The organism is Kribbella sp. ALI-6-A (assembly GCF_001984195.1).
Classification (GTDB): Bacteria; Actinomycetota; Actinomycetes; order Propionibacteriales; family Kribbellaceae; genus Kribbella.
Genome location: NZ_MTQN01000007.1, coordinates 254,224 through 276,918 on the forward strand (window position 1 = coordinate 254,224; position 22,695 = coordinate 276,918).

The 22,695-nt window shown below is 69.6% G+C and carries 26 protein-coding genes; 15 read left to right on the plus strand and 11 right to left on the minus strand.

The window, feature by feature from the left end; all coding sequences use genetic code 11:
* Positions 1–78: 78 nt before the first annotated feature.
* The 5 genes from BWI15_RS05185 to BWI15_RS38290 all read left to right on the plus strand — a co-directional run bounded on the left by BWI15_RS05185 (position 79) and on the right by BWI15_RS38290 (position 4,516).
* Complete coding sequence (locus tag BWI15_RS05185; RefSeq protein ID WP_077013128.1) at positions 79–1,065, plus strand: aldo/keto reductase; 987 nt, start codon at positions 79–81, stop codon at positions 1,063–1,065.
* Positions 1,062–2,006, plus strand: a complete 945-nt coding sequence (locus BWI15_RS05190) for an SDR family oxidoreductase (RefSeq protein WP_330359525.1) — start codon at positions 1,062–1,064, stop codon at positions 2,004–2,006. Before BWI15_RS05185 ends, BWI15_RS05190 begins: the two co-directional genes overlap by 4 nt.
* A 29-nt stretch (positions 2,007–2,035) precedes the next feature.
* A complete protein-coding gene (gene recO / locus BWI15_RS05195; RefSeq protein ID WP_077013129.1) occupies positions 2,036–2,806 on the plus strand; it encodes a DNA repair protein RecO in 771 nt (256 codons plus the stop codon).
* A 127-nt stretch (positions 2,807–2,933) separates the two neighbouring features.
* Positions 2,934–3,500, plus strand: coding sequence for a hypothetical protein (locus tag BWI15_RS38670; RefSeq protein WP_143465408.1), 567 nt, complete (start codon positions 2,934–2,936; stop codon positions 3,498–3,500).
* Positions 3,455–4,516 carry a hypothetical protein gene (locus BWI15_RS38290; RefSeq protein WP_143465409.1) on the plus strand — a complete coding sequence of 354 codons (1,062 nt, stop codon included), beginning with the start codon at positions 3,455–3,457 and terminating at the stop codon, positions 4,514–4,516. The genes BWI15_RS38670 and BWI15_RS38290 overlap by 46 nt, the downstream gene beginning before the upstream one ends.
* Positions 4,517–4,700: 184 nt before the next feature.
* On the opposite strand, the gene BWI15_RS05210 is transcribed toward BWI15_RS38290, so the two are convergent.
* On the minus strand, positions 4,701–5,048 hold the full coding sequence (locus BWI15_RS05210; protein WP_077013131.1) for a hypothetical protein: 348 nt from the start codon (positions 5,046–5,048) through the stop codon (positions 4,701–4,703).
* 267 nt (positions 5,049–5,315) lie between these two features.
* Between BWI15_RS05210 and BWI15_RS05215 the strand changes: the two genes are divergently transcribed.
* Complete coding sequence (locus BWI15_RS05215; RefSeq protein ID WP_077013132.1) at positions 5,316–6,143, plus strand: isoprenyl transferase; 828 nt, start codon at positions 5,316–5,318, stop codon at positions 6,141–6,143.
* A 21-nt stretch (positions 6,144–6,164) separates the two neighbouring features.
* On the opposite strand, the gene BWI15_RS05220 is transcribed toward BWI15_RS05215, so the two are convergent.
* The 4 genes from BWI15_RS05220 to BWI15_RS05235 all read right to left on the minus strand — a co-directional run bounded on the left by BWI15_RS05220 (position 6,165) and on the right by BWI15_RS05235 (position 9,794).
* Positions 6,165–6,812 (minus strand): response regulator, encoded by a 648-nt coding sequence (locus tag BWI15_RS05220; protein ID WP_077013133.1) that lies wholly within the window; start codon positions 6,810–6,812, stop codon positions 6,165–6,167.
* Positions 6,809–8,026 (minus strand): sensor histidine kinase, encoded by a 1,218-nt coding sequence (locus BWI15_RS05225; protein ID WP_237771134.1) that lies wholly within the window; start codon positions 8,024–8,026, stop codon positions 6,809–6,811. The genes BWI15_RS05220 and BWI15_RS05225 overlap by 4 nt, the downstream gene beginning before the upstream one ends.
* A gap of 68 nt (positions 8,027–8,094) precedes the next feature.
* Positions 8,095–8,919 carry an ABC transporter permease gene (locus tag BWI15_RS05230; protein ID WP_077013134.1) on the minus strand — a complete coding sequence of 275 codons (825 nt, stop codon included), beginning with the start codon at positions 8,917–8,919 and terminating at the stop codon, positions 8,095–8,097.
* Positions 8,916–9,794: an ABC transporter ATP-binding protein gene (locus BWI15_RS05235; RefSeq protein ID WP_077013135.1), complete on the minus strand. Its 879-nt coding sequence runs from the start codon at positions 9,792–9,794 to the stop codon at positions 8,916–8,918. Before BWI15_RS05235 ends, BWI15_RS05230 begins: the two co-directional genes overlap by 4 nt.
* A 218-nt stretch (positions 9,795–10,012) precedes the next feature.
* Here BWI15_RS05235 and BWI15_RS05240 point away from each other — a divergent pair, with 218 nt between their 5' ends.
* Both BWI15_RS05240 and BWI15_RS05245 read left to right on the plus strand, forming a co-directional pair.
* Positions 10,013–11,107, plus strand: a complete 1,095-nt coding sequence (locus BWI15_RS05240; RefSeq protein WP_077013136.1) for an S-(hydroxymethyl)mycothiol dehydrogenase — start codon at positions 10,013–10,015, stop codon at positions 11,105–11,107.
* Positions 11,107–11,712, plus strand: a complete 606-nt coding sequence (locus BWI15_RS05245; protein ID WP_077013137.1) for an MBL fold metallo-hydrolase — start codon at positions 11,107–11,109, stop codon at positions 11,710–11,712. Before BWI15_RS05240 ends, BWI15_RS05245 begins: the two co-directional genes overlap by 1 nt.
* 55 nt (positions 11,713–11,767) lie before the next feature.
* On the opposite strand, the gene BWI15_RS05250 is transcribed toward BWI15_RS05245, so the two are convergent.
* Positions 11,768–12,592 (minus strand): hypothetical protein, encoded by an 825-nt coding sequence (locus BWI15_RS05250; protein ID WP_237771135.1) that lies wholly within the window; start codon positions 12,590–12,592, stop codon positions 11,768–11,770.
* On the opposite strand from BWI15_RS05250, the gene BWI15_RS05255 reads away from it, so the two are divergent.
* Positions 12,591–13,352: a class I SAM-dependent methyltransferase gene (locus BWI15_RS05255; protein WP_143465410.1), complete on the plus strand. Its 762-nt coding sequence runs from the start codon at positions 12,591–12,593 to the stop codon at positions 13,350–13,352. The two genes, BWI15_RS05250 and BWI15_RS05255, sit on opposite strands and share 2 nt — an antisense overlap.
* A gap of 1 nt (position 13,353) precedes the next feature.
* Positions 13,354–13,971: an HAD family hydrolase gene (locus BWI15_RS05260; RefSeq protein ID WP_077013140.1), complete on the plus strand. Its 618-nt coding sequence runs from the start codon at positions 13,354–13,356 to the stop codon at positions 13,969–13,971.
* Positions 13,972–13,999: 28 nt separating this feature from the next.
* Here the strand turns inward: BWI15_RS05260 and BWI15_RS05265 are convergent, their stop codons facing one another.
* The 5 genes from BWI15_RS05265 to BWI15_RS05285 form a co-directional block, all read right to left on the minus strand.
* Positions 14,000–14,500, minus strand: a complete 501-nt coding sequence (locus BWI15_RS05265; RefSeq protein ID WP_077013141.1) for an MFS transporter — start codon at positions 14,498–14,500, stop codon at positions 14,000–14,002.
* Positions 14,501–14,558: 58 nt separating this feature from the next.
* Positions 14,559–14,951, minus strand: a complete 393-nt coding sequence (locus BWI15_RS05270; RefSeq protein WP_077013142.1) for a Fur family transcriptional regulator — start codon at positions 14,949–14,951, stop codon at positions 14,559–14,561.
* A gap of 67 nt (positions 14,952–15,018) precedes the next feature.
* Entirely contained in the window at positions 15,019–16,023 is a 1,005-nt protein-coding gene (locus BWI15_RS05275; protein ID WP_077013143.1) for a metal ABC transporter permease, read from the minus strand.
* On the minus strand, positions 16,020–16,781 hold the full coding sequence (locus tag BWI15_RS05280; RefSeq protein ID WP_077013144.1) for a metal ABC transporter ATP-binding protein: 762 nt from the start codon (positions 16,779–16,781) through the stop codon (positions 16,020–16,022). The genes BWI15_RS05275 and BWI15_RS05280 overlap by 4 nt, the downstream gene beginning before the upstream one ends.
* The gene (locus BWI15_RS05285) at positions 16,778–17,770 is read right to left on the minus strand and encodes a metal ABC transporter substrate-binding protein (protein WP_083750566.1); all 993 of its coding nucleotides are present in this window, start codon (positions 17,768–17,770) and stop codon (positions 16,778–16,780) included. Before BWI15_RS05285 ends, BWI15_RS05280 begins: the two co-directional genes overlap by 4 nt.
* Positions 17,771–17,952: 182 nt before the next feature.
* Here BWI15_RS05285 and BWI15_RS05290 point away from each other — a divergent pair, with 182 nt between their 5' ends.
* The 5 genes from BWI15_RS05290 to BWI15_RS05310 all read left to right on the plus strand — a co-directional run bounded on the left by BWI15_RS05290 (position 17,953) and on the right by BWI15_RS05310 (position 22,694).
* The gene (locus BWI15_RS05290) at positions 17,953–19,170 is read left to right on the plus strand and encodes a YibE/F family protein (RefSeq protein WP_237771136.1); all 1,218 of its coding nucleotides are present in this window, start codon (positions 17,953–17,955) and stop codon (positions 19,168–19,170) included.
* A 143-nt stretch (positions 19,171–19,313) separates the two neighbouring features.
* The gene (locus BWI15_RS05295) at positions 19,314–20,438 is read left to right on the plus strand and encodes an inositol-3-phosphate synthase (RefSeq protein WP_077013147.1); all 1,125 of its coding nucleotides are present in this window, start codon (positions 19,314–19,316) and stop codon (positions 20,436–20,438) included.
* Complete coding sequence (locus tag BWI15_RS05300) at positions 20,432–21,301, plus strand: SCO3242 family prenyltransferase (RefSeq protein WP_077013148.1); 870 nt, start codon at positions 20,432–20,434, stop codon at positions 21,299–21,301. Before BWI15_RS05295 ends, BWI15_RS05300 begins: the two co-directional genes overlap by 7 nt.
* On the plus strand, positions 21,298–22,122 hold the full coding sequence (locus tag BWI15_RS05305) for a sugar phosphate isomerase/epimerase family protein (protein WP_077013149.1): 825 nt from the start codon (positions 21,298–21,300) through the stop codon (positions 22,120–22,122). The genes BWI15_RS05300 and BWI15_RS05305 overlap by 4 nt, the downstream gene beginning before the upstream one ends.
* Positions 22,119–22,694 (plus strand): EboA domain-containing protein, encoded by a 576-nt coding sequence (locus BWI15_RS05310; protein ID WP_077013150.1) that lies wholly within the window; start codon positions 22,119–22,121, stop codon positions 22,692–22,694. The genes BWI15_RS05305 and BWI15_RS05310 overlap by 4 nt, the downstream gene beginning before the upstream one ends.
* The last annotated feature ends 1 nt before the right edge of the window (position 22,695 follow it).

Below are 22,695 nucleotides of genomic sequence, written 5' to 3' on the forward strand. Positions count from 1 at the left end.
GGGACTCTCTGTGGCGCCCACCTCCCCGTCGTACCGCCCCCAACCCGTCCACCCACCGGACGGGGGTAGGTTCGGACCATGCGTGAATCCCAGCTCGGAGATCTGACCGTTTCCGCCCTCGGCCTCGGCTGCATGGGGATGTCCCAGTCGTACGGCACCAGCGACGACGCCGAGTCGATCGCGACCGTGCACGCGGCGATCGATGCCGGCTGCACCTTCCTGGACACCGCCGACGTGTACGGCGACGGCGCGAACGAGGAGCTCGTCGGGCGCGCCCTGGCCGGCCGCCGCGACCAGGTCGTGCTGGCGACGAAGTTCGGCTTCAGCCGCCGCCAGGCCGGCGACACGATCCCGAACGTGATCAACGGCAGCCCGGAGTACGCGCGCACCGCGATCGACGCGTCGTTGCGCCGGCTCGGCGTCGACCACGTCGACCTGTGGTACCTGCACCGCCGCGACCCGCAGGTCCCGATCGAGGAGACCGTCGGCGCGATGGCCGAGGCGGTCGAGACCGGCAAGGTCCGCTACCTCGGCCTGTCCGAGGTGTCCGGCGACACCGTCCGCGCCGCGCACGCCGTCCACCCGATCACCGCCGTCCAGAGCGAGTGGTCGCTGTGGACCCGCGACCCGGAAACCGAGGTTCTCCCGACGCTGCGCGAGCTGGGCATCGGCTTCGTCCCGTTCAGCCCGCTGGGCCGCGGCTTCCTGACCGGCCAGATCCAGTCCCCGTCGGACTTCGGCCCCGACGACATGCGCGCCACGCTGCCCCGCTTCACCGGCGAGAACTTCCAGAAGAACCTCGACCTGGTCGCCCAGGTCAAGTCGCTGGCCGCCGCCCGCGGCGTCACCGCCGGCCAGCTCGCCCTCGCCTGGCTCCTTGCCCAGGGCAACGACATCGCGCCGATCCCCGGCACCAAGCGCCGCAAGTACCTCGCGGAGAACCTGGCGGCCGTCGACCTCACGCTGACCCCCGAGGAACTCGACACGCTGAACAACGCGTTCCCGCCGGAAGCTGCCGCCGGTACGCGCTACTCCGAGTCCGCCATGAAGTTGGTCAACCAGTGACCGAGCCGAGGCCCACAGCCGCGCCGACCTCTGATTCAGGGCCGCTGACCTCCACTCCTCCTGGCGCCGCCGCGGCGCCCGCCCCCAGCGACTTCAGCGGCGATCAACCACTGATCGCCGTCACCGGATCCACCGGCCAACTCGGTTCCCAAGTAGCCCGAACGCTCGCCGAAGCCGGCGTACGCCAACGCCTGGTGGTCCGCGACCCCGCGAGAGCCCCCGAGCTCGCCAACACCGAGATCGCCCAAGCCGCGTACGGCGAACACCCCGCCTTGCTCAACGCCTTCGACGGCGTGGACACCCTTCTCCTGCTCAGCGCCACCGAGTCCGCCGACCGCGTCTCCTTGCACACGGCAACCATCGACGCCGCGGTCGCCGCCGGCGTACGCCACATCGTCTACACCTCCTTCGCCGGCGCCGCCCCGAACGCCACCTTCACCTTCGCCCGCGACCACTGGCACACCGAGCAGCACGTGCGCGAGTCCGGCGTCGGCTTCACCTTCCTGCGCGACAACCTGTACCTGGACTTCGTCCCCGGCCTCGTCGGCGAGGACGACGCGATCCGCGGCCCGGCGGGCGACGGCCGTGTCGCCGCCGTCCTGCGCGCGGACGTCGCCGCGGTCGCCGCCCAGGTCCTGCTGGATCCCGCCGCGCACGCCGGCGCGACGTACGACCTGACCGGCCCGACCGCCTTCACCCTCACCGAGGCGGCCGCCGTACTGAGCGAGAAGCTCGGCCGCACGATCCGCTACGAGCCCGAGACCCTCGACGAGGCGTACCGCTCCCGCGAACGCTTCGACGCCCCCGCGTGGGAGGTGGCCGGCTGGGTCACGTCGTACGCCGCGATCGCGAGCGGCGAGTTGGGCACGGTCAGTTCCGCCGTCGAGCAGCTCACCGGCCGCAAGCCGACGGGCCTGGCCGAGTACGTCAACACCCTGTGACTGTCGGACCGATTTGAGACACTGTCCCCGTGCCGCTCTACCGTGACGAAGCCATCGTGCTCCGAACCCAGAAACTGGGCGAAGCCGACCGCATCGCCACCCTGCTGACCCGCTCCCACGGCAAGATCCGCGCCGTCGCCAAGGGAGTCCGCCGTACGTCGTCCCGCTTCGGCGCGCGACTGGAACCCTTCAGCCACGTCGACCTCCAGCTCGCCACCGGCCGCACCCTCGACGTCGTCACCCAGGCGGTCTCCATCGCCGCGTACGGCGAAGGCATCGTCTCCGACTACGCCCGCTACACCACCGGCACAGTCCTGCTGGAAACCGTGGACCGCCTGGTAGTCGAAGAAAAAGAACCAGCCACCCAGCAACACCTCCTCTTGGCCGGAGCCCTGCGAGTCCTTTCGACCGGAGAACGAGAACCCCGCCTGATCCTCGACTCCTTCCTCCTCCGCTCCCTGGCCATCTCCGGCTACGCCCCGTCCTTCGGCGACTGCGCCCGCTGCGGCGAACCAGGCCCCCACCGAGCCTTCAACCCCGCCGCCGGCGGCATGGTCTGCGCCTCCTGCCGCCCACCCGCCTCCACCATGCCCGCCCCCGCCACCATCACCCTCCTGGCCGCCCTCCTCACGGGCGACTGGCCCACCGCCGAACGCACCGACCCACGCACCCGCCGCGAGGCAGACACGCTGGTAGCCGCCTTCGTAGCTTGGCACCTGGACCGCCTGCGCTCGCTGCGACACCTGGACCTCACGCCGGCACCGGTCGTCCCGCTACCAGGCACCGAGTCCCTCGGTTGACTCGAGCCAGTTGCAACAACCTGCAATCCCTCCCCGCGCTCGGCTGACCCCTGTGGACAACGTCAGCTGAAGAGACTGCCGGTATGGCAAGGTTGTACAGACAGTAATCACGCGGCACGGAGGCACGATGCGCAGGCAGCTCACCGCAACAGTCACGGCGGCAACCCTCGTGCTGGCCGCCGCTGCCTGCGACAGCTCCGGCTCGGCGACACCGCCCCCGTTCACTCCGTCGACAGCACAGACAACGGCCACAACGCCAACCGCGACACCGACCATCGCACCCGATGGAGCTGTCGAGGCCTATCGCCAGTTCATCGCCGCGACGGATGTCATGGCCCGCAGCGGCGGTGAAGACGTCACCGAGCTGCGGAAGTGGGCCAGCGGGACGATGCTGGGCGCCGAGCTGAATCAAGCGGCGACGTTCAAGGGCCGGAAGTGGCGCAGCGTCGGGGAGCAGAAGGTTGTCTGGGCCAAGGTCCTGACCCTGGGGACGCCGGGACCGAACGGTGAAGTCAACGAAGCGGTCGTCGAAGCGTGCGTCGACTCCTCGCAAGCGATTGCCAGCGGCCCCGACGGGAAGCCGATCAGGCCTGCCAACGCCCCAACCCAGCTCGTTGACCGCATGAAGATGGTCTACGCCTCAGGTGCGTGGAAGGCGAACTTCCCGCAGAGCAGGAAGGCCGGCAAATGTTGACGGCAAAGCAACTCGCTGCCGCGCTGCTCCTGATCGCGCTGACAGGGCCGACGCGCGCGTTGGCCGGCCCAACGACTGATCCTCCGCCGACGACTGGTGAACCTGATTGCATCATCAGTGTCTTCTCGGGCCAGTGCGAGCTGACGGTGACCGATGAGGTGAATCGGCCAGGCGACTCAGACACTCCTGGAAAGACGACCAAGGTCAGCAAGAAGGGCTGCGTCTTCGAGGGCAAACCGATTCCGTGCACCACCGAGGATGGGTTCTGGGATCCCTCGTCGGGTTGTTATCTCCTGCCGCGTGACAAGCCCATGACGTTGGGGGACACGAGCAAGATCAAGCCCGGCAGCAAGTTCTATCGGTGCTGGGTGTTGCTCGACGTGGTGGATGGTAAGCCGGTCGGCGAGGCGCGGTTCGAGTCGGAGATCAAGGAGCCGGGCGAGCCGGAAACGATCGACCCGCGGGTGGCTGCGCGTCAGGTTGTCGACGACATGAACTTCGTGGCGCCGCAGCTTGGGTTGTCGCCGTTCGTGCAGAGTGCGCGGCGCGAAGGCGTGGTGAATTCGCCGGTCTGGATGTGGGTGACGGATCCAGGCGAGAGTACGACCGGGCCGCTGTCGGCTCGGGTATCGCTCGGGGGAGTGACGATCGAGGCCGTCGGGACGGTGGATCGGATCGAGTGGTCCATGGGGGACGGCAATACGGTCAGTTGCAAGGGGGCCGGTACGCCGTTCGACCGGTCTTCGGTGGAAGGCAAGTCGCTCAGGGAGGTGCCGGCATCACCGACGTGCGGGCACAAGTACGTGAAGACGTCGCGCTGCGAGAAGGGCGGAAAGTTCCCGGTGAGCGCGACGGCGTACTGGAACGTCCACTGGACCGGCGGCGGTATGGAGGGCGACATTCCGCTGCAGTTCAGTCGGTCGACTTTGCTGTCGGTGATCGATCTGCGGCCGGTTCTTGTTGCTCCGGATGGTGCCAGCGAGCCGGAGGTCAGCACGCCTGCGCGGTCGTGCTGACGGACGCCGTCAGGCGCGGGCGGCGGCGTACGGCGTTCGGTGGACCAGCCGGATCAGCGGTCGCGGGTCTGGTCGCGGCGTCCCGGGCGGCCATGGACAGCAGGACGTGGGCAGCTGGCCGCGGATGACATCGCGTCCAGGAAAGCTCGCTCCGGGCGGCTCGGGCTCGACGGGGCCGAGCGGGTCATGTCGACGGTCGGGCGTCGGCGTCCTCCCACGGATCTTCTTGCAGGGCTTTGCGGATGCCCTCGGCCCGGGTTGCCGGGCGGGCGTTGCCCCCGGCGATCACGGTGGCGAGATCGACCCAGTCGACCGAATCGGTCGAGCGGAAAGGGATCGCGCCCTCGGCGACGTACGCTCGGAAGTCGTCGCGGGCCATACCGATCGCGTCGGCGGCCTCGTCGATCGGGAGTTCGGTGCGCAGTGGCGAGATCTTGACCGCCCGTCCCGCCCGCATCGCGTCGATCACCTGGCGAACAGCGTCGAAGACCAGCGGAGGGATGTCCTCGCGTACGCCGTCCGGGCCAACCACGAACGGGCCGGCGGAGGAGGTCTGCCGCTGGTCCGGGTCCAGCAGATAGATCCGCGCGTCGGTCGTGGGTCCAGGTATGCCGAGAGTCTAGTCAGCGCGGAGTCCTGGACCGTCGCGACAGGACTGCGCCGATCACGCCGCGCCGGAACCCGGACCTGGCCGGAGCACTGCGAGTCCTTTCGACCGGGGAACGAGAACCCGGCTGGAGGACGGGAAGCCAGTAGGTCGGTGGAAGGTGCGGGACAGGGATGGGGGAAAATCGTCGGCATGTCGCCATTGGGTCGTCGTCGGGTTGTGGAGCGGAAGGCCCGGGGGGAGGTGGTTGCGCCGGAGCCTCATCCGTCGGGGGCCCGGCCGCCGCAGTTGCCGGCTGAGTTGGTGCCTGAGCACGTGGCGATCGTGATGGACGGCAACGGGCGGTGGGCCAAGCAGCGAGGGCTGGCGCGGACCGAGGGGCATCGGGCCGGGGAGGCCTCGTTGCTCGATGTGATCAAGGGCGGCATCGAGATCGGGGTGAAGTACATCTCGGCGTACGCGTTCTCGACCGAGAACTGGGCGCGCTCGCCCGAGGAGGTCCGGTTCCTGATGGGGTTCAACCGGGACGTGATCCATCGGCGGCGTGACGAGCTGGACGCGATGGGGGTGCGAGTCGTCTGGTCGGGGCGGCGGCCGCGGTTGTGGAAGAGCGTGATCGACGAGCTGGAGTACGCGCAGGAGCGGACCAAGGACAACGACGTGATCACGCTGCAGTTCTGTGTGAACTACGGCGGGCAGGCGGAGATCGCGGACGCGATGAAGTCGATCGCGCAGGAAGTTGCCGCAGGCAAGCTTCGGCCGGACCGGATCACCGAGAAGACGATCGCGCGGCATCTGTACCACCCGGAGGTGCCGGAGGTCGATCTGTTCGTCCGGTCGTCGGGGGAGCAGCGGACCTCGAACTTCCTGGTCTGGCAGCTCGCGTACGCCGAGATGGTGTTCCTCGACACGCTCTGGCCCGACTTCGACCGGCGCGACCTGTGGCGGGCGATCGAGATCTACGCGCAGCGGGACCGGCGGTACGGCGGCGCAGTGCCCAACGAGGTCACCAGCACCTGACCGTACGGCGGGAATGCCCTCTCACCGATCGCGCGGCGAAGGCAACAAACCCCGTTCGATCGCCACCGTGACCGCCCGGGTCCGGTCGTCCACGTCGAGCTTGGTGAACAACCGCTGCAGATGCGTCTTCACCGTCGCCTCGCCGATGAACAACTCCCGGCCGATCTCCGCGTTCGACAACCCCCGCGCCACCGCGGCCAGCACCTCCAGCTCCCGCGGAGACGGCTGAGCGCCGGTCGCCGGCGCCGGCGTACGCAAGCGCGACATCAATCGCGCGGCGACCGGCGGCGCGAGCACCGTCTCGCCGCGCGAAGCCGCGCGGATCCCGTCCAGCAGCTCGGCATGCGGCGTGTCCTTCAGCAGATACCCCGCGGCCCCGGCCTCGACCGCGTGCAGGATGTCCGTGTCGGTGTCGTACGTCGTCAGCACCAGCACCTTCGTCGCCGGATAACCGGAAACGATCGCGCCGGTCGCCGACACCCCATCGCGGCGTGGCATCCGCAGGTCCATCAGTACGACGTCCGGCCGGGTCGCCTCGACCAGCGCGAGCGCCTCCTCGCCGTCGCCGGCCTCGCCGACCACCTCGATGTCGTCGGTGACGGCGAGCATGCCGGTCAGCCCGGAACGCACGATCGGGTGGTCGTCGACCACCAGTACGCGCACCGTCACGAGTCCTCCTGACCGCTCGAGGGAATGAGTACCTGGATCCGGGTTCCGCGCCCCGGTGCGCTGTCGACCTGGACGGTGCCGCCGGACTCCTCGACCCGGCCACGCATCGCGGCCAGACCGTATCCCGGTGCGGGGGCCGCCGGCTCGAAGCCGTTGCCGTCGTCGCTGATCTCGATCCCGACGCCGTCGGCCGACATCGTCAGCGTGATCAGGACCGTCCGGGCGCCCGCGTGCTTGCGCACGTTGGCCAGCGCCTCCTGCGCGGCTCGCAGCAGCACGACCTGCTGCCCTTGCGGCAGCGCAGCGACCTCCTCGTCAGGCATGTCCAGCGACACCTGGACGTCGACGCCGGTCTCCGCCGCGAACCGCTCCGCCTGCCGCCGCAGCGCCTCGGTCAACGTTGCCTCCGACAACGCAACTGGGGTGAACGCGGCAACCAACGCACGCGCCTCGGCCAGGTTCTCCCGCGCGGTGTCCTCGATCGCGCTCAACCGGCGCGCGACCGAGTCGGCGCCGCCTCGCTCCAACTCCACCGCGGCGGTCTGGGCGAGCATCACGATGCTGGTCATGCCCTGCGCGAGCGTGTCGTGGATCTCGCGCGCCATCCGCTCCCGCTCGGCCATCACACCAGCCGTGTGGTGCGCGGCGGCGAGCTCGTCCCGCGTCGACTCCAGCTCCTCGATCAGGTCGGCCCGCTGCTGGCTCTGCGCGATCACCCGGTCGATCCAGATCCCCATCAACGAGCTCACCACCAGGCTGATGAGCATCCAGGGCAAGATCGACCAGAAGGCGTCCGTCGTCCAGCCGGCCGCCCACAGCTGGGCGGTGCCGACGGCAACGAGCAGCACCAGCGTCAGGACGATCGCGTCGAGCGTCCGCCGGCTCAGCAGCCAGATCTGCGGCGAGACGATGAACAGGATGAACACGGACTGCGGGTAGAGCGCGACGGCCGCCGCGATGCAGCCGATCATCAGCAACCGGTAGACGTTCGACAGCAGCCAGTTGCGGGAAGTCATCGCCGGGATGGCAAGAAGCCAGTAGGCCAGCGCCAGCACGCCGACCAGGGTCAGGTAAGCGGTCTTGCGTCCGGCGCTGAGTTCGGACGAGATCGAGGCCGAGAGCGTGACCACGACCAGCAGCACGTAGAACACGACGTGCCAGCCGAACAGTGTTCGGAGCCAGATCGGCTGATCAGCCCGCGAGGAAACCTGCATGCCCCCCATCTTCCGCCAGAACCAGTCGGCCGTACGACGTACGGTCCCGGCGGAAGCGCCCACGTTCATCAGCCGGCGTCCCGGCGGGTCCAGCGGAACACCCGCTGGGCGACGATCAGCCCGACCACCAGCCAGAGCGTCAGCACGATCGCGCCGGTCCCGAGCTGCCACGAGCCGCCCGGCTCGGACGCTTCGAAGCCGTCCGGCAAAAACACCGACCGCATCCCCTGCGCCAGCCACTTCAGCGGGAAGACCTCGGAGACCGCCCGCATCCAGGCCGGCAGGCTGCTGTAGACGAAGTAGACGCCGGAGATGAACTGCAGCAGCAGGACGACGGGCGTCACCACGGCTGAGGCCGCCTTGCCCGACTTCGGTACGCCGGAGAACGCGATGCCCAGCACCGAGCCGGACGCCGTACCGAGTACGAAGATCCACAGGAAGTGCAGCCACTTGTCCGCCGACGACGGCAGGTCCACGCCGAGCAGCAGTCCGGCGACCGCGAGCAGCAGCCCGAACTGGGCGACCGAGGTGAACAGGACCAGCCCGATCTTGCCGATGAAGTACGACTGCGGCGACATCGGCGTACCGCGCAGCCGCTTGAGCAGGTCCTCGTCACGCTCCATCGCGATCGTGATCGCCAGCGACTGGAAGCTGGTCAGGAAGATGCCGGAGGCGATCATGCCGGGCGTGAAGTACGTCGCGGCGTCGACCCCCTGGGCGAACTCGGTACCGCTGAAGACGGCCGAGAAGATGGCCAGAAAGATGATCGGGAAGAAGAACGTGAACAGCAGTTGCTCCTTCTCGCGGAAGAACTGCTTCACCTCCAGCCCGATCCTGGACAGCCCGATCTGGACGGCGGACGGCAGTGGACGGGCCGGCGCGGTGGTGCTCATCGGGTCGCTCCTTCGAGGGCGTCGGCGTCGACCGCGCCGATCAGGTCCAGGTAGATGTCTTCCAGGCTCGGTCGCCGGATCTGCAGCTCGGGGATCTCCCCGTCGAAGCGCAGCATCAGCCGGGCGAGCTCCGCGGTCGGCTCGTCGGTCCGGATCTCATGCGCTCCGTCGGCGTCCAGCCACGACACCCGCGCCGTCCGCGCACCGCGGCCGCCGAGCGTGTCCGGCGTGGCGACCTCGAGCATCCGGCCGTCGGCGATGACCCCGACCCGGTCGGCCAGGTGCTCGGCCTCGTCCAGGTAATGGGTGGTGAGCAGGATCGTGGTGCCCGCGGTGCGCAGGTTCTCGATCAGGGTCCAGAAGTGCCGGCGTGCCTCCGGGTCGAAGCCGGTGGTCGGCTCGTCCAGGAACAGCAGGTCCGGGTTGCCGATCACGCCGAGCGCGACGTCGAGCCGTCGCCGCTGCCCGCCGGACAGCTTGCGGGTACGGGTTTTGCGCTTGTCCTCCAGCCCGACCGAGGCGATCACCTCATCGGGATCGCGCGGGTTCGGGTAGTAGCGGGCGAAGTGCTGCACGAGCTCCGCGACCGACAGCTCGGCTTCCTCGCGTGACGACTGGGCGACGATGCCGATCCGGGCCCGCCAGTGCCGGTCGGCGTGCGCCGGGTCGATCCCGAGCACCCGTACGTCGCCCTCGTCCGCCCGGCGATACCCCTCCAGGATCTCCGTGGTGGTCGTCTTGCCGGCGCCGTTCGGGCCGAGCAGGGCGAAGACCTCGCCGTGCCGGATGTCCAGGTCGACGCCCGCGACGGCGACCTTGTCCGGGTAGCGCTTGACGAGCCCGCGGACCCGCACTGCCAAGTCGTTGTCGTTCATGGCTCAAGCCTCGCCGTCGGCGGGGGTGCGTGGTGAGAGCCGGACGACGGACCGGCTGTCCCCCGACCGGTGGACACCCGGCAGGTCCGGCGGACGGGCGACCGGCGGACAGACGTCCGGCGAACGGGCGATCGCCGGTACGGCGTACCGGAAAATCCCCGGGCCGACGCGCGGGAGGGGGCAGACGGGAGGTGGCCCGGTTGGCTAGCGTCGGGCGCATGAGTCAGACAGTGCGTGGAGTCGTCGCCCTGAGCAAAGGTGCCCCGGTCACGATCGAGCAGATCATGATCCCCGATCCCGGGCCGGGGGAGGCGGTCGTCCAGGTCCAGGCCTGCGGGGTCTGCCACACCGACCTGCACTACCGGGAGGGCGGGATCAACGACGAGTTCCCGTTCCTGCTCGGGCACGAGGCGGCCGGGATCGTGGAGAGCGTCGGCGAGGGCGTCACCGACGTCCAGCCGGGCGATTTCGTCGTACTGAACTGGCGCGCGGTCTGCGGCAGCTGCCGGGCCTGCCTGCGCGGTCGGCCCTGGTACTGCTTCAACACGCACAACGCCAAGCAGAAGATGACGCTGGCCGACGGCACCGAGCTGTCGCCCGCGCTCGGCATCGGCGCGTTCGCCGAGAAGACCCTGGTGGCGGCCGGGCAGTGCACAAAGGTGGACCCGGCGGCGAAGGCTGAGGTGGCCGGGCTGCTCGGCTGCGGTGTGATGGCCGGCCTCGGCGCGGCGGTGAACACCGGCAACGTCGGTCGTGGTGACTCCGTCGCGGTGATCGGCTGCGGCGGCGTCGGCACGGCGGCAGTCGTGGGCGCGCGGCTGGCCGGCGCGGCCCGGATCATCGCGCTGGACATCGACCAGCGCAAGCTCGACGTCGCCCAGGAGCTCGGCGCGACACACACCATCAACTCCAAGGACCTGGACCACGACGGCGTCGTCGCGGCGGTCCAGGAGCTGACCGGCGGGTTCGGCGCGGACGTCGTGATCGACGCGGTCGGCCGTCCGGAGACCTGGAAGCAGGCGTTCTACGCGCGCGACCTGGCCGGCACGGTCGTGCTGGTCGGCGTACCGACGCCGGAGATGACGCTGGAGATGCCGCTGCTCGACTTCTTCGGCCGCGGCGGATCGCTGAAGTCCAGCTGGTACGGCGACTGCCTGCCGAGCCGCGACTTCCCGATGCTGATCGACCTGCACCTGCAGGGGCGGCTGCCGCTGGACCGGTTCGTCTCGGAGACGATCGCGCTGGGCGAGGTCGAGGCGGCGTTCGCGAAGATGCACCACGGTGACGTGCTGCGTTCGGTGGTGGTGTTCTGATGGTCGCCCGGATCGAACGGCTGGTCACCTCCGGCACCTTCAGCCTGGACGGCGGCACCTGGGACGTCGACAACAACGTCTGGCTGGTCGGCGACGACCACGAGGTGCTGGTGATCGACGCGGCCCACGACGCCGAACGGGTCGTCCAGGCGGTCGGGGACCGGCGGGTGGTCGGGCTGGTGGCCACGCACGGGCACAACGACCACATCAACGCCGTCGGCGGCGTCCAGGCGGTGCTGAAGTGCCCGGTCTGGCTGAACTCGGCCGACCAGATGCTCTGGTCCGCGCTGTACGACGAACTGCCGGACCACGACCTCAGGGACGGAACGACGTTCGAGGTCGCCGGGGCGACGCTGAAGGCGGTCCACACGCCCGGACACAGCCCGGGTTCGACCTGCCTGTACGCCGCGTCGCTGGACGCCGTGTTCACCGGCGACACCCTGTTCCACGGAGGTCCGGGCGCGACCGGCCGGTCGTACAGCGACAAGCCGACGATCCTGAAGTCGATCCGCGAGCGCCTGCTCGCGCTGCCGTCGGGCACGGTCGTGCACACCGGTCATGGCGACACGACGACGATCGCGGCGGAGGCTGCCAACATCAGTTGATTGCCGGACACCGCGGCACCTGATGCCGCGGTGCCGGCGGCACCTGCCCGCTCGATCAGCGGGTGGTGGTGGCGCTGGCCTGGTCCCAGGACACGGGGGTCGTGTAGAGGACAAACCGGTAGTCGCGGGTCCTGCTGAAGCGGTAGGACATGGTGGCCACGCCGGCGGAGTTGGTGGTGACGGCCTTCAGACCCCTCCAGGTGGTCGTGCCCCGCTCCTTGTACTGGAACGCGCCCTTCGCGGACCGCTTGAAGTAGCTGTTCGAGCCGGTTGAGTAGAGCAGCGAGGTGCCGGTCAAGGTGACGACGTCCTGGGTGCGCTTGCTGGTGATCCAGGCGGCGGTCGCGAGGCGGATGTCGGACTGGACGGTGTTCTGGGACAGCTGATTGGAGTTGCTGTCGTAGGCGGCGTACGGGCGCCAAGTGTGGACGCCAATGGTGTGCGATGAGTAGACGTCCCAGCTGTACTGGTTGTTACCGCTCCCGACGCTGCCGAAGCCGGCGCCGCCCTGATCGCCCTGGCTTGGATGAATGAGATTCCAAGCGGACCAGGCCGTTCCGCCCATTGAGCAAACCCCCGAGGCGTACAGCTTGAACTCCTTGTACGGCTGCCCGATGACCACCCGATAAGGAGCAGTCAGATTGCACGTCGCCGTCGTCCTGGCGTTCGCCGGAGCAGCCGTGAGCCCGGCCGTCGCGACCGTCAATGCCGCGGTCACGACTGCGGCCGTCCGCCAGCTGATCGAATGCTTGCTGCGCATGGTCGTTCCCCCCACTTGATGTTCAGTTGTCCCGGCGATCATTGACGTGAAGGGCGGGGATGGCAACCCCTGAGCAAATCCGGTGCGCGCGGCAACGGACCGCCGTACGATCGCCGGCATGGACCGCGCCGACGTCGTCGCCCGGAATCGGCAGTACTGGGAGGCCTTGGCGCCGCGGCGTCCAGGGGAGTCGGTCGAGTTCTTCAGCTCCGGCGGAAGTGCACTCAACGAGCACGAGCTGGTCGCGGTGGGAGACGTGCGTGGGCGGCGGGTGCTCCAGCTGGCGTGCTCGGTGGGGGACGAGGCGCTGACCTTCGCGCAGCGGGGCGCCGACGTCGTGGCGGTGGATCTCGCGCCGACCCACCTGGCGACCGGACGAGCGAAAGCCGAGGCGCTGGGACTGACCGTCGACTTCCGCGAGCAGGACATGATGGCGCTGGAACCGGACCTCGCGGGCTTCGACCTGATCTTCATCTCCTGGGGCGGAATCTGCTGGGTCCCGGACCTCGGCCAGTGGGCCGCCGACTTGGCAGAACGCCTCACGCCGCGCGGCGTGCTCGTGATCAGCGAGCACCACCCGCTCTGGGAGGTCCTGACCGTCACCGGTGAGGAAACTCTGACGGTCTCCGGCGACTACTTCACCGCCGCCCGCGACGGCTACGCGGATCCTGCCAAGGCCCCGCAGATCACCCGTGAGCTCGACGCCCAAGTCCAAAGCCGCAGTTACGTGTGGAATCTGGGTGCCCTCGCCAGCGCGCTCCTGTCCGCGGGCCTCACGATCCGCTCCCTGCAGGAGTTCCCGGAGGCCGACATGTACGCCGGCCTGGGAGACCAGGCGGCTCACATCCCAGCCACGTACCTCCTGACCGCCACCCGCTGACGTGCGTCGCTTCGTTGTCCTCGACGCGATGGGTGTGCTCTACCGGCATGGCAACGTGGTCCGCAGCCTGCTCGTCCCGTATCTGCGCGACCACGGATGTTCGCGCAGCGAGTCAGAGATCCTGCAGACCTACCACCTCTGCACCCTCGGCAAGATCGCGACCCACGACCTGTGGAATCGGCTGGGTGCCGGAGCGAGCGCAACCGACGCCGACTACTGCACACGGCACGAACTCAACCCCGGCGTCACCTCGACTCTCGAGCGGCTCACCGCGGCCGGCATCACGCCGGTCGTTCTGACGAACGACGCCGCGGCGTGGTCCGAGTTCCTGCGCCGGCGCTTCGACCTCGAGCAGTACGTCGAACGCTGGTACGTCAGCTCCGACATCGGTGCACGCAAGCCGTCGGCGGACGCCTATCGCGCCGTGCTCGCCCACCCCGGCCTCGACCCTGCTCGGACGGTCTTTGTCGACGACCGTCCGGCCAACCTGCTGGGCGCTCGCGCAGCCGGGTTCCAGCCGCTGCTCTTCCACAGCGACGATTCCGCCGCCAACGCGGTGGACGGGTTCACGCCGACGGAGGTCCGCAGCATGAGTGAGCTGGCGACACAGCTCGTGTGAACCGGTCGGGAATCGGCGACACCAGGGGTCAATCCCGTGGAGATACTGGTGGCTCGAGGAACCCAGTGCCCCAAGCAACAGGAATGGTGATCAAGGCAACGATCACCCCGGTCATCACCGCCGCCGACACGGTGAACCTGCCGACGGCGACGCCTCCGGCGGCGGAGCCGAGGGCGATGCCGATGTTGGCGGCCGACGCCGGCAGGGCCTGGGCCAGTTGGCCGCCAGGACCGGCCAGGCTGATCACCCGGTACTGCAACGAGGGCACGACCCCCGTTCCGAAAATTCCCAGGGCGATCAGCGCCAAAGCCGTCGGGATCGCGCTGCTACCGACTAGATAGAGGGCCAGCAGGGCGCCGGCCAGTCCGATCGCGCCAAGGACGACGGTGCGCGCGGCGTTGCGGTCGGCGTACCGTCCGCCGCCGAACGAGCCGACCGCGGTCGCGACGCCGTACGCGAGAAGGAACGCGCTGAGTGGCGCGCCGGTGATGCCGGTGACGGATTCGAGGAACGGCACGACGTAGGTCACGGTCCGCGCCCCATCGCTCTGCCGGAGTGGCTTAGGTCACATCGGTGCCCACCGAACGTCAGGGTTTCTGGCAGTCCTGGCAGGTTCCGAAGATCTCCAGCGTGTGGCTGATGTCGGAGTACCCGTGCTCGGCCGCGACCTTGTCGGCCCAGCGTTCGACGGCCGGGCCTTCGACCTCGACGGTGCGGCCGCAGTTGCGACAGACCAGGTGGTGATGGTGGCCCTTGGAGCAGCGTCGGTACGCCGTTTCGCCGTCGGCGGTGCGCAGCACGTCGACCTCGCGGGAGTCGGCCAGGGCCTGCAGCGTGCGGTAGACCGTGGTGAGGCCGACGGCCTCGCCGGAGGTCCGGAGCTCCTGGTGGATCTCCTGGGCTGTCCGGAAGTCGTCCAGGTTGTCCAGCACCGACGCCACCGCCGCGCGCTGACGGGTCGACCTCGTTCCGATCGCCACCGTGCCTCCTGTCAAAAGATCGCCGATTCTGCCCGGCAACTCGCCATTGTTTCAGATGCCGGCAACTTCAGTGCTCGTCCCAGTGGTCGCCGTGGGCCGCGTGCAGGTGCCCGTCGTGCACGTAGTCGACGTGATCGCCGTGCTCGACCTTCGGGTGCCCGCACTTCTGGCTGTGCGCGTGCGGGTGCTCGTCGGTCACCACATGCGGCTCCGGCCCGGGCACCCCGACCTCCGGCTCCTCGTCGGCCAGCGGTGCCTGTACGGCGCGCCGCCGGCGTACCAGCGCCCCGGCGATCGCCGCGACGACGAAGCACGCCAGCGCCAGGACGACGATCGTCGCACCGGGCGCCACGTTCGCGTTGTACGACGTGATGATGCCCGCGAGGCACACCAGCACCCCGATCCCGCACGCGGTCGTGAACGTCGACCGGAACGACCTCGTCAACTGCTGAGCCGTCGCCACCGGCACCACCATCAGTGCGCTGACCAGCAGCAGCCCGACGGTCCGCATCGCCACCGTCACGGTCACGGCGGCCATCACCGCGATCAGCAGGTTGAGCAGCTGGACCCGGAGCCCGGTGACGCGGGCGAACTCCTCGTCCTGGCAGACCGCGAACAGCTGCGGCCCGAGGCCGATCGCCACGATCAGAACGACGGCGGCGAGCCCCACCACGACGTACAGGTCGGAGGCCGAGACAGTGGTCAGCGAGCCGAACAGGTACGTGTTCAGCGTGGCCGCGCCTTGACCGGCCAGTCCGATCAGCAGGACGCCGCCCGCGATGCCGCCGTAGAAGAGCAAGGACAGCGCAACGTCGCCGCTGGTCTTGCCGCGGGCCCGGATCAGCTCGATCGCGCTGGCGCCGACGATCGCGACCAGGATCGCGGTCAGCACCGGCGCGGTCCCGGTGAGCAGGCCGAGCGCGACGCCGGTGATCGCGATGTGGCCGATCCCGTCGCCCATCAACGCGAGCCGGCGCTGCACCAGGTACGTGCCGATCGCCGGGGCGGACAACCCCGTCAGCAGCCCGGCGAGCAACGCCCGCTGCATGAACTCCAGTTCGAACAGGGTCATGACAGCCATCCCCGCTGTTCGTCGTCCACGACGTGCGGGTGGACGTGGGCGTGGGTCTGGGAGGCGTGCGGCGGGCCGTCGTACACGACGCGGCCGCGGCGCAGCACGATCGAGCGGTCGATCAGCGCGTCCATCGGGCCGAGGTCGTGGCTGACCATGATGACGGTGGTGCCGCGGGCGACCCGTTCGCGGATCGCCTCGGCGAAGATGTCCTGGCTGGCCAGGTCGACGCCGGCGGTCGGCTCGTCGAGCATGAGCAGTTCGGGGTCGGACACCAGCGCGCGGGCGATCAGCACCCGCTGCTGCTGGCCTCCGGAGAGCTCGGCGACCGCGTCCTTGCGCCGGTCGGCCATGTCGACCAGCTCCAGCGACTGGTCGACGGCGGACTTCTGAGCGGCTGACAGCGGGCGGAACAGCCGCCGCTGCGACAGCAGCCCGGACGAGACCACCTCGTGCACAGTCGCCGGTACGCCGCCGGCCGCGGTGATGCGCTGCGGCACGTAGCCGATCCGGCTCCACTGCCGGAAACGAGGGACCGGCGTACCGAACAGGCGGACCTCCCCGCGCGCGGCTTGCAGCAGACCGACGATGGTCCGGACCAAGGTGGACTTGCCGGAGCCGTTGGTGCCGAGCACGGCGACCACCTCGCCGGGACGGATCCGCAGGTCGATGCCGCGCAGCACGAGACGACCGCCCAGGTCCACCGAGAGATCGGTGACCTGGACGGCCTTCGGGGTGTCGGGTGAAGAAGGTGTCACGCGCAGCTGTTCGCCTTCCGGAGCTCCTGGAGGTTCTCCCGCATCAGCGTCAGGTAGGTCTCCTGCGAGTTCGCGTCCGACAGGCCCTCGATCGGGCTGAGTACGGCGGTCTTGACGTGAACGTCACGCGCGATCGACTCGGCCACCTTCGGGCTGACCAGCTCCTCGTAGAAGATCGTGGTGACCTTCTGGCTGCGCACGATGTCCTGGACCTCCTTGATCCGCTGCGGGGTCGGTTCGGCGTCCGGGGTGAATCCGGCGATGCCGACCATCTGCAGACCGTACCGCTTCGCCAGGTAGGCGAACGCCTCGTGGCTGGTCACGAACGTCTTCAGCTTGCAGTTCTGCAGCCCGGTCCGGAACTCGGTGTCGAGCTTGTTCACCTCGCCGAGCAGCGTCTTGGCTCGCTCCTTGTAACCGTCGGCGTGCGCCGCGTCGACCTCGACGAGCTTGTCGGTGACCGCCTGGACGACGCCCGCGTAGCGGACCGGGTCGAGCCAGAAGTGCGGGTCGAGCTCGTTGTTGCTGAAGGCGGCCGGCTTGACCGTGCCGGTCGGCGTGGCCGAGCCCTCGCCCTCGTGCTCCTCGTGCTCCTCGAAGTTCGCGCCGGTGTCCTCCAGCTTCGCGGCCGGGGCGACGTCGAAACCGGCGTCCGGTGCGTTCTGCGCGACGGCCTCGTCGACCGCGGGCTGCAGGCCCTTCTCGAACACGACCAGCTTGGCGTCGGCGATCGTGCCGACCTGCTTCGGGGTGAGCTCCAGGTCGTGCGGCTCGACGCCGGGCGCGGTCAGCGTGGTCACGTTCACCGCGTCGCCCCCCACCGACTTGGCGATGAACTCGAGCGGGTAGAACGATGCCACCACGTCGAGCTTGTCCCCGCTGCCGCCGGAGCTGCCGGAGCCGCTGTCAGCAGTGGAGCCGCAGCCTGCGAGAGTGAGCAGGGCCAGTGCGGCAAGGCCGGCGGTGACAGCACGCGAACTAGATCTCATGACAATCATTTTCATTTAAATGGAACTGGTTGTCAAAACAGGGAGTGAAACGGATGGCCAGGCGGACGGTCGGACGCAGACGCTCCGACAGCAAACCCAACCGGCGCCGACGGATCGAAATTCCCCGCGGTCACGGCCATGGGCACGGTCACGGGCACGGCGGCTGGGGTGACGAGCACGTCATGGACACCTCCGTCGTGGACCAGGACGCGGTGGTCGCCCGGCGCGTCCGGGTGGTCGTCGCGGCGCTGCTGATCCCGCTGATCGCGGCGGCGGTGATCGCGATGGTGGTGATGTGGCCGGGCGGCGACCTGGTGGTCCAGTCGGCCCAGTCGTCCGGCGCCGGGGGCACCGTCACGAAGCTCGAGCCGTGCCCGGAGAGTCCGGCCGACTGTGACCAGGCGACGGTCCGGATCGACTCCGGACCCTCCGACAAGGGCGCCGAGGTGCCGGTCGAGGTGCCGAAGGGCAAGCAGGCGGCGATCCCGATCGACGTCGGCGACAAGGTCCTGCTCGGGGTGGACGCGAACGCGCCGATCAGCGAGCGGTTCCAGTACGTCGATCACGACCGCGGCCGCCCGCTGATGGTGCTGGCGGCCCTGTTCGCCGTCGCGGTCGTCGTGCTGTCCCGCTGGCGAGGCCTGGCGGCGCTCGGTGCGCTCGGCGTCAGCGCGCTCACGCTGACGCAGTTCATCCTGCCCGCCATCCTCAAGGGGTCGAACCCGCTGCTCGTGGCGGTGGTCGGCGGGTCGGTGATCATGGTGGTCGCCCTCTATCTGACCCACGGCGTCAACGCCCAGTCGTCGGTCGCGCTGGCCGGCACGATCGCGTCGCTCGGGCTGACCGCGTTGCTCGGCTGGGCGTTCGTCAAGTTCAGCGCCCTGTCCGGGATCGGCTCAGAGGGCGCGTCGGTGGTGAAGGCCTACGTGCCGGACCTGGACCTGGCCGGGCTGCTCGTGGCCGGGATCGTGATCGGCGCACTCGGCGTACTGGACGACGTGACGGTGACGCAGGCGAGCGCGGTCTGGGAGCTCTCGGCGGCGAATCCGTCCGCGAGCCGGGCCTCGCTGTTCGGCGCCGGGCTGCGGATCGGCCGGGCGCACGTCGCCTCGGTGGTGAACACCCTCGTGCTCGCGTACGCCGGAGCCGCGCTGCCGATCCTGATGGTCTTCGCGATCAGCGGGACCAAGGCCGGCTACCTGATCTCCACCGAGCTGGTGGCGATCGAAGTGGTCCGAGGTCTGGTCGGCAGCCTGGGCATCATCGCCGCCGTTCCGCTGACCACGGCTCTGGCCGCGATGGCCGTCGCCGACCGCTCCCGCGACCTGGTCGCCGAGCCCGAGCACCTCGAGCCCACGCCGGAAAACGCCGATCGAGTGGCGCCCTCCCCGGAGTCGTGATCTTGCTCTGACCGCGGGGTGATCTTCCGGAATTCCGTCCGGCAGGTTCTTCCGTCGCGCGCGAACCCGATCTAGAGTTCCGATCTGTCACAGATTGTCCGCCCAAGACTACCTTCTGTGGCAGCGAGCTTGAGGAGCCGCGGATGCGTCGACGCGTGGGTGTGTGGTTGTTCGGGGCAAGGGGTTCGGTCGCCACCACGACCGTCGCCGGAGCGGCGGCGGTGGCCCACGGCGCTCCGCCCGCCGGAGTCGTCACCGAGCAGCCGGCGTTCGCCGGCGCGGGGCTGGTGCCGATCGACCGGCTGGTCTTCGGCGGGCACGACCCCGCCGAGACCCCGCTGAGCAAACAGGTCGAGCGACTCGTTGCCGGCGGCGTGCTCCCGCTCGGACTGGACGGCCTGATCGCGGCCGAGCTGGCCGAGGCGGAGCGGAATCTCGTGGTCCTGCCCGACGCGGACAGCCAGGACGAGCTGGTCCGCCGGATGGCCGAGGACATCCGCGCCTTCCGGCTGCGTAACGACCTCGATCACGTCGTCGCGATCAACGTCGCCTCGACCGAACCGCCGTACCAGGTCCAGTACGACGACGTGGCCGCCCTGCGGGAGGCGTTGAGGTCCGAGCAGGCGTTGCCGCCGAGCTCGATCGGGGCGCTGGCCGCGTTCGAGGCGGGTGCGGCGTACGTGGACTTCACGCCGTCGACCTCGATCCGGCCGCGGGTGGTCCGGGACTGGGCGGTCGAGCGGCAGCTGCCGTACGGCGGGCAGGACGCGAAGACGGGGGAGACCCTGGTGAAGAGCGTGCTGGCGCCGATGTTCACCGCTCGCGCGCTGCCGGTGCACGCCTGGTCGGGGACCAATCTGCTCGGTGGTGGCGATGGAGCCACGCTCGCCGATCCGCACGCGGCCGAGTCGAAGAGCGTGTCCAAGGAGCGCGTGCTGACCGAGCTGCTCGGCGGTGAGGTGCCTGGAGAGGTCCACATCGACTACGTGGACCCGCTGGGCGACTGGAAGACCGCCTGGGACCACGTGATGTTCTCCGGGTTCCTGGGCGTGCGGATGACGCTGCAGTTCACCTGGCAGGGGTGTGACTCGGCGCTGGCCGCTCCGCTCGTGCTGGACCTGGCTCGGCTGTCGGCGCTGGCGCTGGAGCGAGGTCATGTCGGGGCGATGCCGTTCCTGGGCTTCTACTTCAAGGACCCGGTCGAGTCGACCGAGCATGCGCTCACCAGGCAGTACGACGAGCTGCTGCGGTGGGTGCACGCATGCTGAAGGCCTTGGTGGAGCTCGTGCGAGCCCCAGCCGCCCTGACCGTGCCAGGCGACGTACTGGCTGGTGCCGTGGCCGCTGGAGACCTGCGCCCGGCGCGGATGGCTGGGCTGTCCGCTGCCTCGGTGTGCATCTACTGGGGCGGCATGGCGCTGAACGACTGGGCCGACCGGGAGATCGATGCGGTCGAGCGACCCGAGCGGCCGATCCCGTCCGGCCGGGTGTCTGCCGGTACGGCGTTCGGTCTGGCGGCTGGGCTCACGGCTGCTGGACTGGCCTTGGCTGGTTGCGCCGGTGGTCGCTCAGCGCTGGCCACGTCGGCCGTGCTGGCTGCGACGGCGTGGAGCTATGACCTGAAGGCCAAGAACACGGCAGCCGGGCCGGTCTTCATGGCGGCGGCGCGAGCGCTCGACGTACTGGTTGGTGCTGGTGATCAGCGGCGGCGAGCGTGGGCTCCGGCGCTTGCGGTCGGTACGCACATCCTCGGCGTGACGGCGATGTCGCGCGGCGAGGTGCACGGCAGTACGCCGTTGCCGGCCCGAGGTGCGCTGGGGGCGACGTCGGCGATCGCTGTGGCGACGATCGGTCGTCCGGGACGGGGCGCTGCTGCCTCCGGGCCGGCCGGCCTGGCCGCGACGGCTGTGCTGACCGGACTGTTCGCCCAGGCCGTCGCTCCGGCGCAGATAACTGCTGCGCGCGAGCCGTCGGGTCCGAAGTTGCGGCGCGCGGTCGGAGCGGGCATCCACGGGCTGGTGCCGTTGCAGGCGGCCTGGTGTGCGAGAGCCGGCGCCCCGAGGCTCGGTGCTGCGCTGGCCGTAGCACTACCGCTTGCGAAGGCCCTGGCGCGGAAGGTGTCCCCGACATGAGGCTCGGCTACGGCACCAACGGCTTCGCCAACCACCGCTTGCCCGAGGCCCTGGCCGTGATCGCCGACCTCGGCTACGAAGGCGTGGCCTTGACGCTCGACCACAACCACCTCGACCCCTTCGGACCAGATCTGCGCGAGCGGACGGCGGAGGTCGGGCGGCTGCTGGCCCGGCTGGAGCTCGCAGTGGTGGTCGAGACCGGTGCGCGGTACGTGCTCAACCCCTACCGCAAGCACGAGCCGACGCTGCTGCACACCGACGGCGCCGAGTGGCGACTGGCCTTGCTGGAACGCGCGGTGGACATCGCCGCCGACCTCGGTGCCGAGGCGGTCTCGTTCTGGTCCGGCGTACTGCCTGCTGACGTGCCGGACGCCGTCGGCTGGGACCGGCTCGTCGCCAGTTGCCACCAGCTCACCCAGTACGCCGCCGACCGCGGCGTCGTGCTCGGTGTCGAGCCCGAGCCCGGCATGTTGCTCGACGACCTCGCGGGTTATCTGAAGCTCCAGGCCGAGATCGGCAGCCAGACCCTCGGACTGACGCTCGACATCGGCCACCTGGTCTGCAACGAGCCGAAGCCTCCGGAGGACTGCATCCGGCTCGGCGCGCCGTACCTGGTGAACGTGCAGATCGACGACATGCGCCGGGGAGTGCACGAACACCTGGAGTTCGGCACCGGCGAGGTCGACTTCGCCCAGGTCTTCGGGGCGTTGAACGAGGTTGAGTACGAGGGGCTGGTGGCGGTCGAGTTGCCGAGACACTCGCATGCGGCGCCGACCGTGGCTGCGGACTCGATCGCCTTCCTGCGCAAGGCGGCGCAGTGACGCGCGGGCCGCAGCCCGGCGCCGCACGGCGGCCGGCCACGACGGCGGCGCTCGGCGCCGACGTGTCGGCCTTCGCCGGACGGCCCCTGGCCGAGGTCTTCCCCGCTGTCACCCGGACCGTCGGAAAAGGGGCTCTCGGCAACGGATGGACCGCCGACGAGGCCGCGCGGGCTACGTTGCTGTCCGGTGCCGGCCGTGCCGAGATCGCGGAGCTTTATCGCTTCGGCGACACGGCCGAGAAGCTGGCGATCCTCAAGGCGCTGCAGTTGGAGGACATCGAGCAGATCGTGGGCGAGGACGGCCTGGCGCTCGTCGAGGACGCGATCCGGACCAACGACCAGCGCCTGCTCGCGGCCGCGCTCGGGCCGTACGCGACGCGGCACCTGCCAGCTGCGACGTTCCGCCAGGCGGTGCTCAAGTGCGTGTTCGCCGGCGTACCGCTGGCTGCCGTCGACGGGCTGCCTGCGCGTGCCGACGACGAGCTGAAACGGATGATGGCCGACTTCGCCGCCGAGCGGCGTGCGGCCGGCCGGTCCGTTCCCGAGGATCTTCAGCCCTACCTGGAGAGGTGAC

Excerpts from the sequence above, each read along its gene's own strand:
- BWI15_RS05275 (WP_077013143.1), bottom strand. The coding sequence starts at position 16,023 with ATGACCCTGTTCGAACTGGAGTTCATGCAGCGGGCGTTGCTCGCCGGG.
- BWI15_RS05255 (WP_143465410.1), top strand. The coding sequence starts at position 12,591 with ATGGACCGCGCCGACGTCGTCGCCCGGAATCGGCAGTACTGGGAGGCC.
- BWI15_RS05240 (WP_077013136.1), top strand. The coding sequence starts at position 10,013 with ATGAGTCAGACAGTGCGTGGAGTCGTCGCCCTGAGCAAAGGTGCCCCG.
- BWI15_RS05225 (WP_237771134.1), bottom strand. The coding sequence starts at position 8,026 with ATGCAGGTTTCCTCGCGGGCTGATCAGCCGATCTGGCTCCGAACACTG.
- BWI15_RS05290 (WP_237771136.1), top strand. The coding sequence starts at position 17,953 with ATGGACACCTCCGTCGTGGACCAGGACGCGGTGGTCGCCCGGCGCGTC.
- BWI15_RS05250 (WP_237771135.1), bottom strand. The coding sequence starts at position 12,592 with ATGCCGGCGATCGTACGGCGGTCCGTTGCCGCGCGCACCGGATTTGCT.
- BWI15_RS05285 (WP_083750566.1), bottom strand. The coding sequence starts at position 17,770 with ATGAGATCTAGTTCGCGTGCTGTCACCGCCGGCCTTGCCGCACTGGCC.
- BWI15_RS05300 (WP_077013148.1), top strand. The coding sequence starts at position 20,432 with ATGCTGAAGGCCTTGGTGGAGCTCGTGCGAGCCCCAGCCGCCCTGACC.
- BWI15_RS05215 (WP_077013132.1), top strand. The coding sequence starts at position 5,316 with ATGTCGCCATTGGGTCGTCGTCGGGTTGTGGAGCGGAAGGCCCGGGGG.
- BWI15_RS05245 (WP_077013137.1), top strand. The coding sequence starts at position 11,107 with ATGGTCGCCCGGATCGAACGGCTGGTCACCTCCGGCACCTTCAGCCTG.
- BWI15_RS05230 (WP_077013134.1), bottom strand. The coding sequence starts at position 8,919 with ATGAGCACCACCGCGCCGGCCCGTCCACTGCCGTCCGCCGTCCAGATC.
- BWI15_RS05235 (WP_077013135.1), bottom strand. The coding sequence starts at position 9,794 with ATGAACGACAACGACTTGGCAGTGCGGGTCCGCGGGCTCGTCAAGCGC.
- BWI15_RS05295 (WP_077013147.1), top strand. The coding sequence starts at position 19,314 with ATGCGTCGACGCGTGGGTGTGTGGTTGTTCGGGGCAAGGGGTTCGGTC.
- BWI15_RS38670 (WP_143465408.1), top strand. The coding sequence starts at position 2,934 with ATGCGCAGGCAGCTCACCGCAACAGTCACGGCGGCAACCCTCGTGCTG.
- BWI15_RS05185 (WP_077013128.1), top strand. The coding sequence starts at position 79 with ATGCGTGAATCCCAGCTCGGAGATCTGACCGTTTCCGCCCTCGGCCTC.
- BWI15_RS05305 (WP_077013149.1), top strand. The coding sequence starts at position 21,298 with ATGAGGCTCGGCTACGGCACCAACGGCTTCGCCAACCACCGCTTGCCC.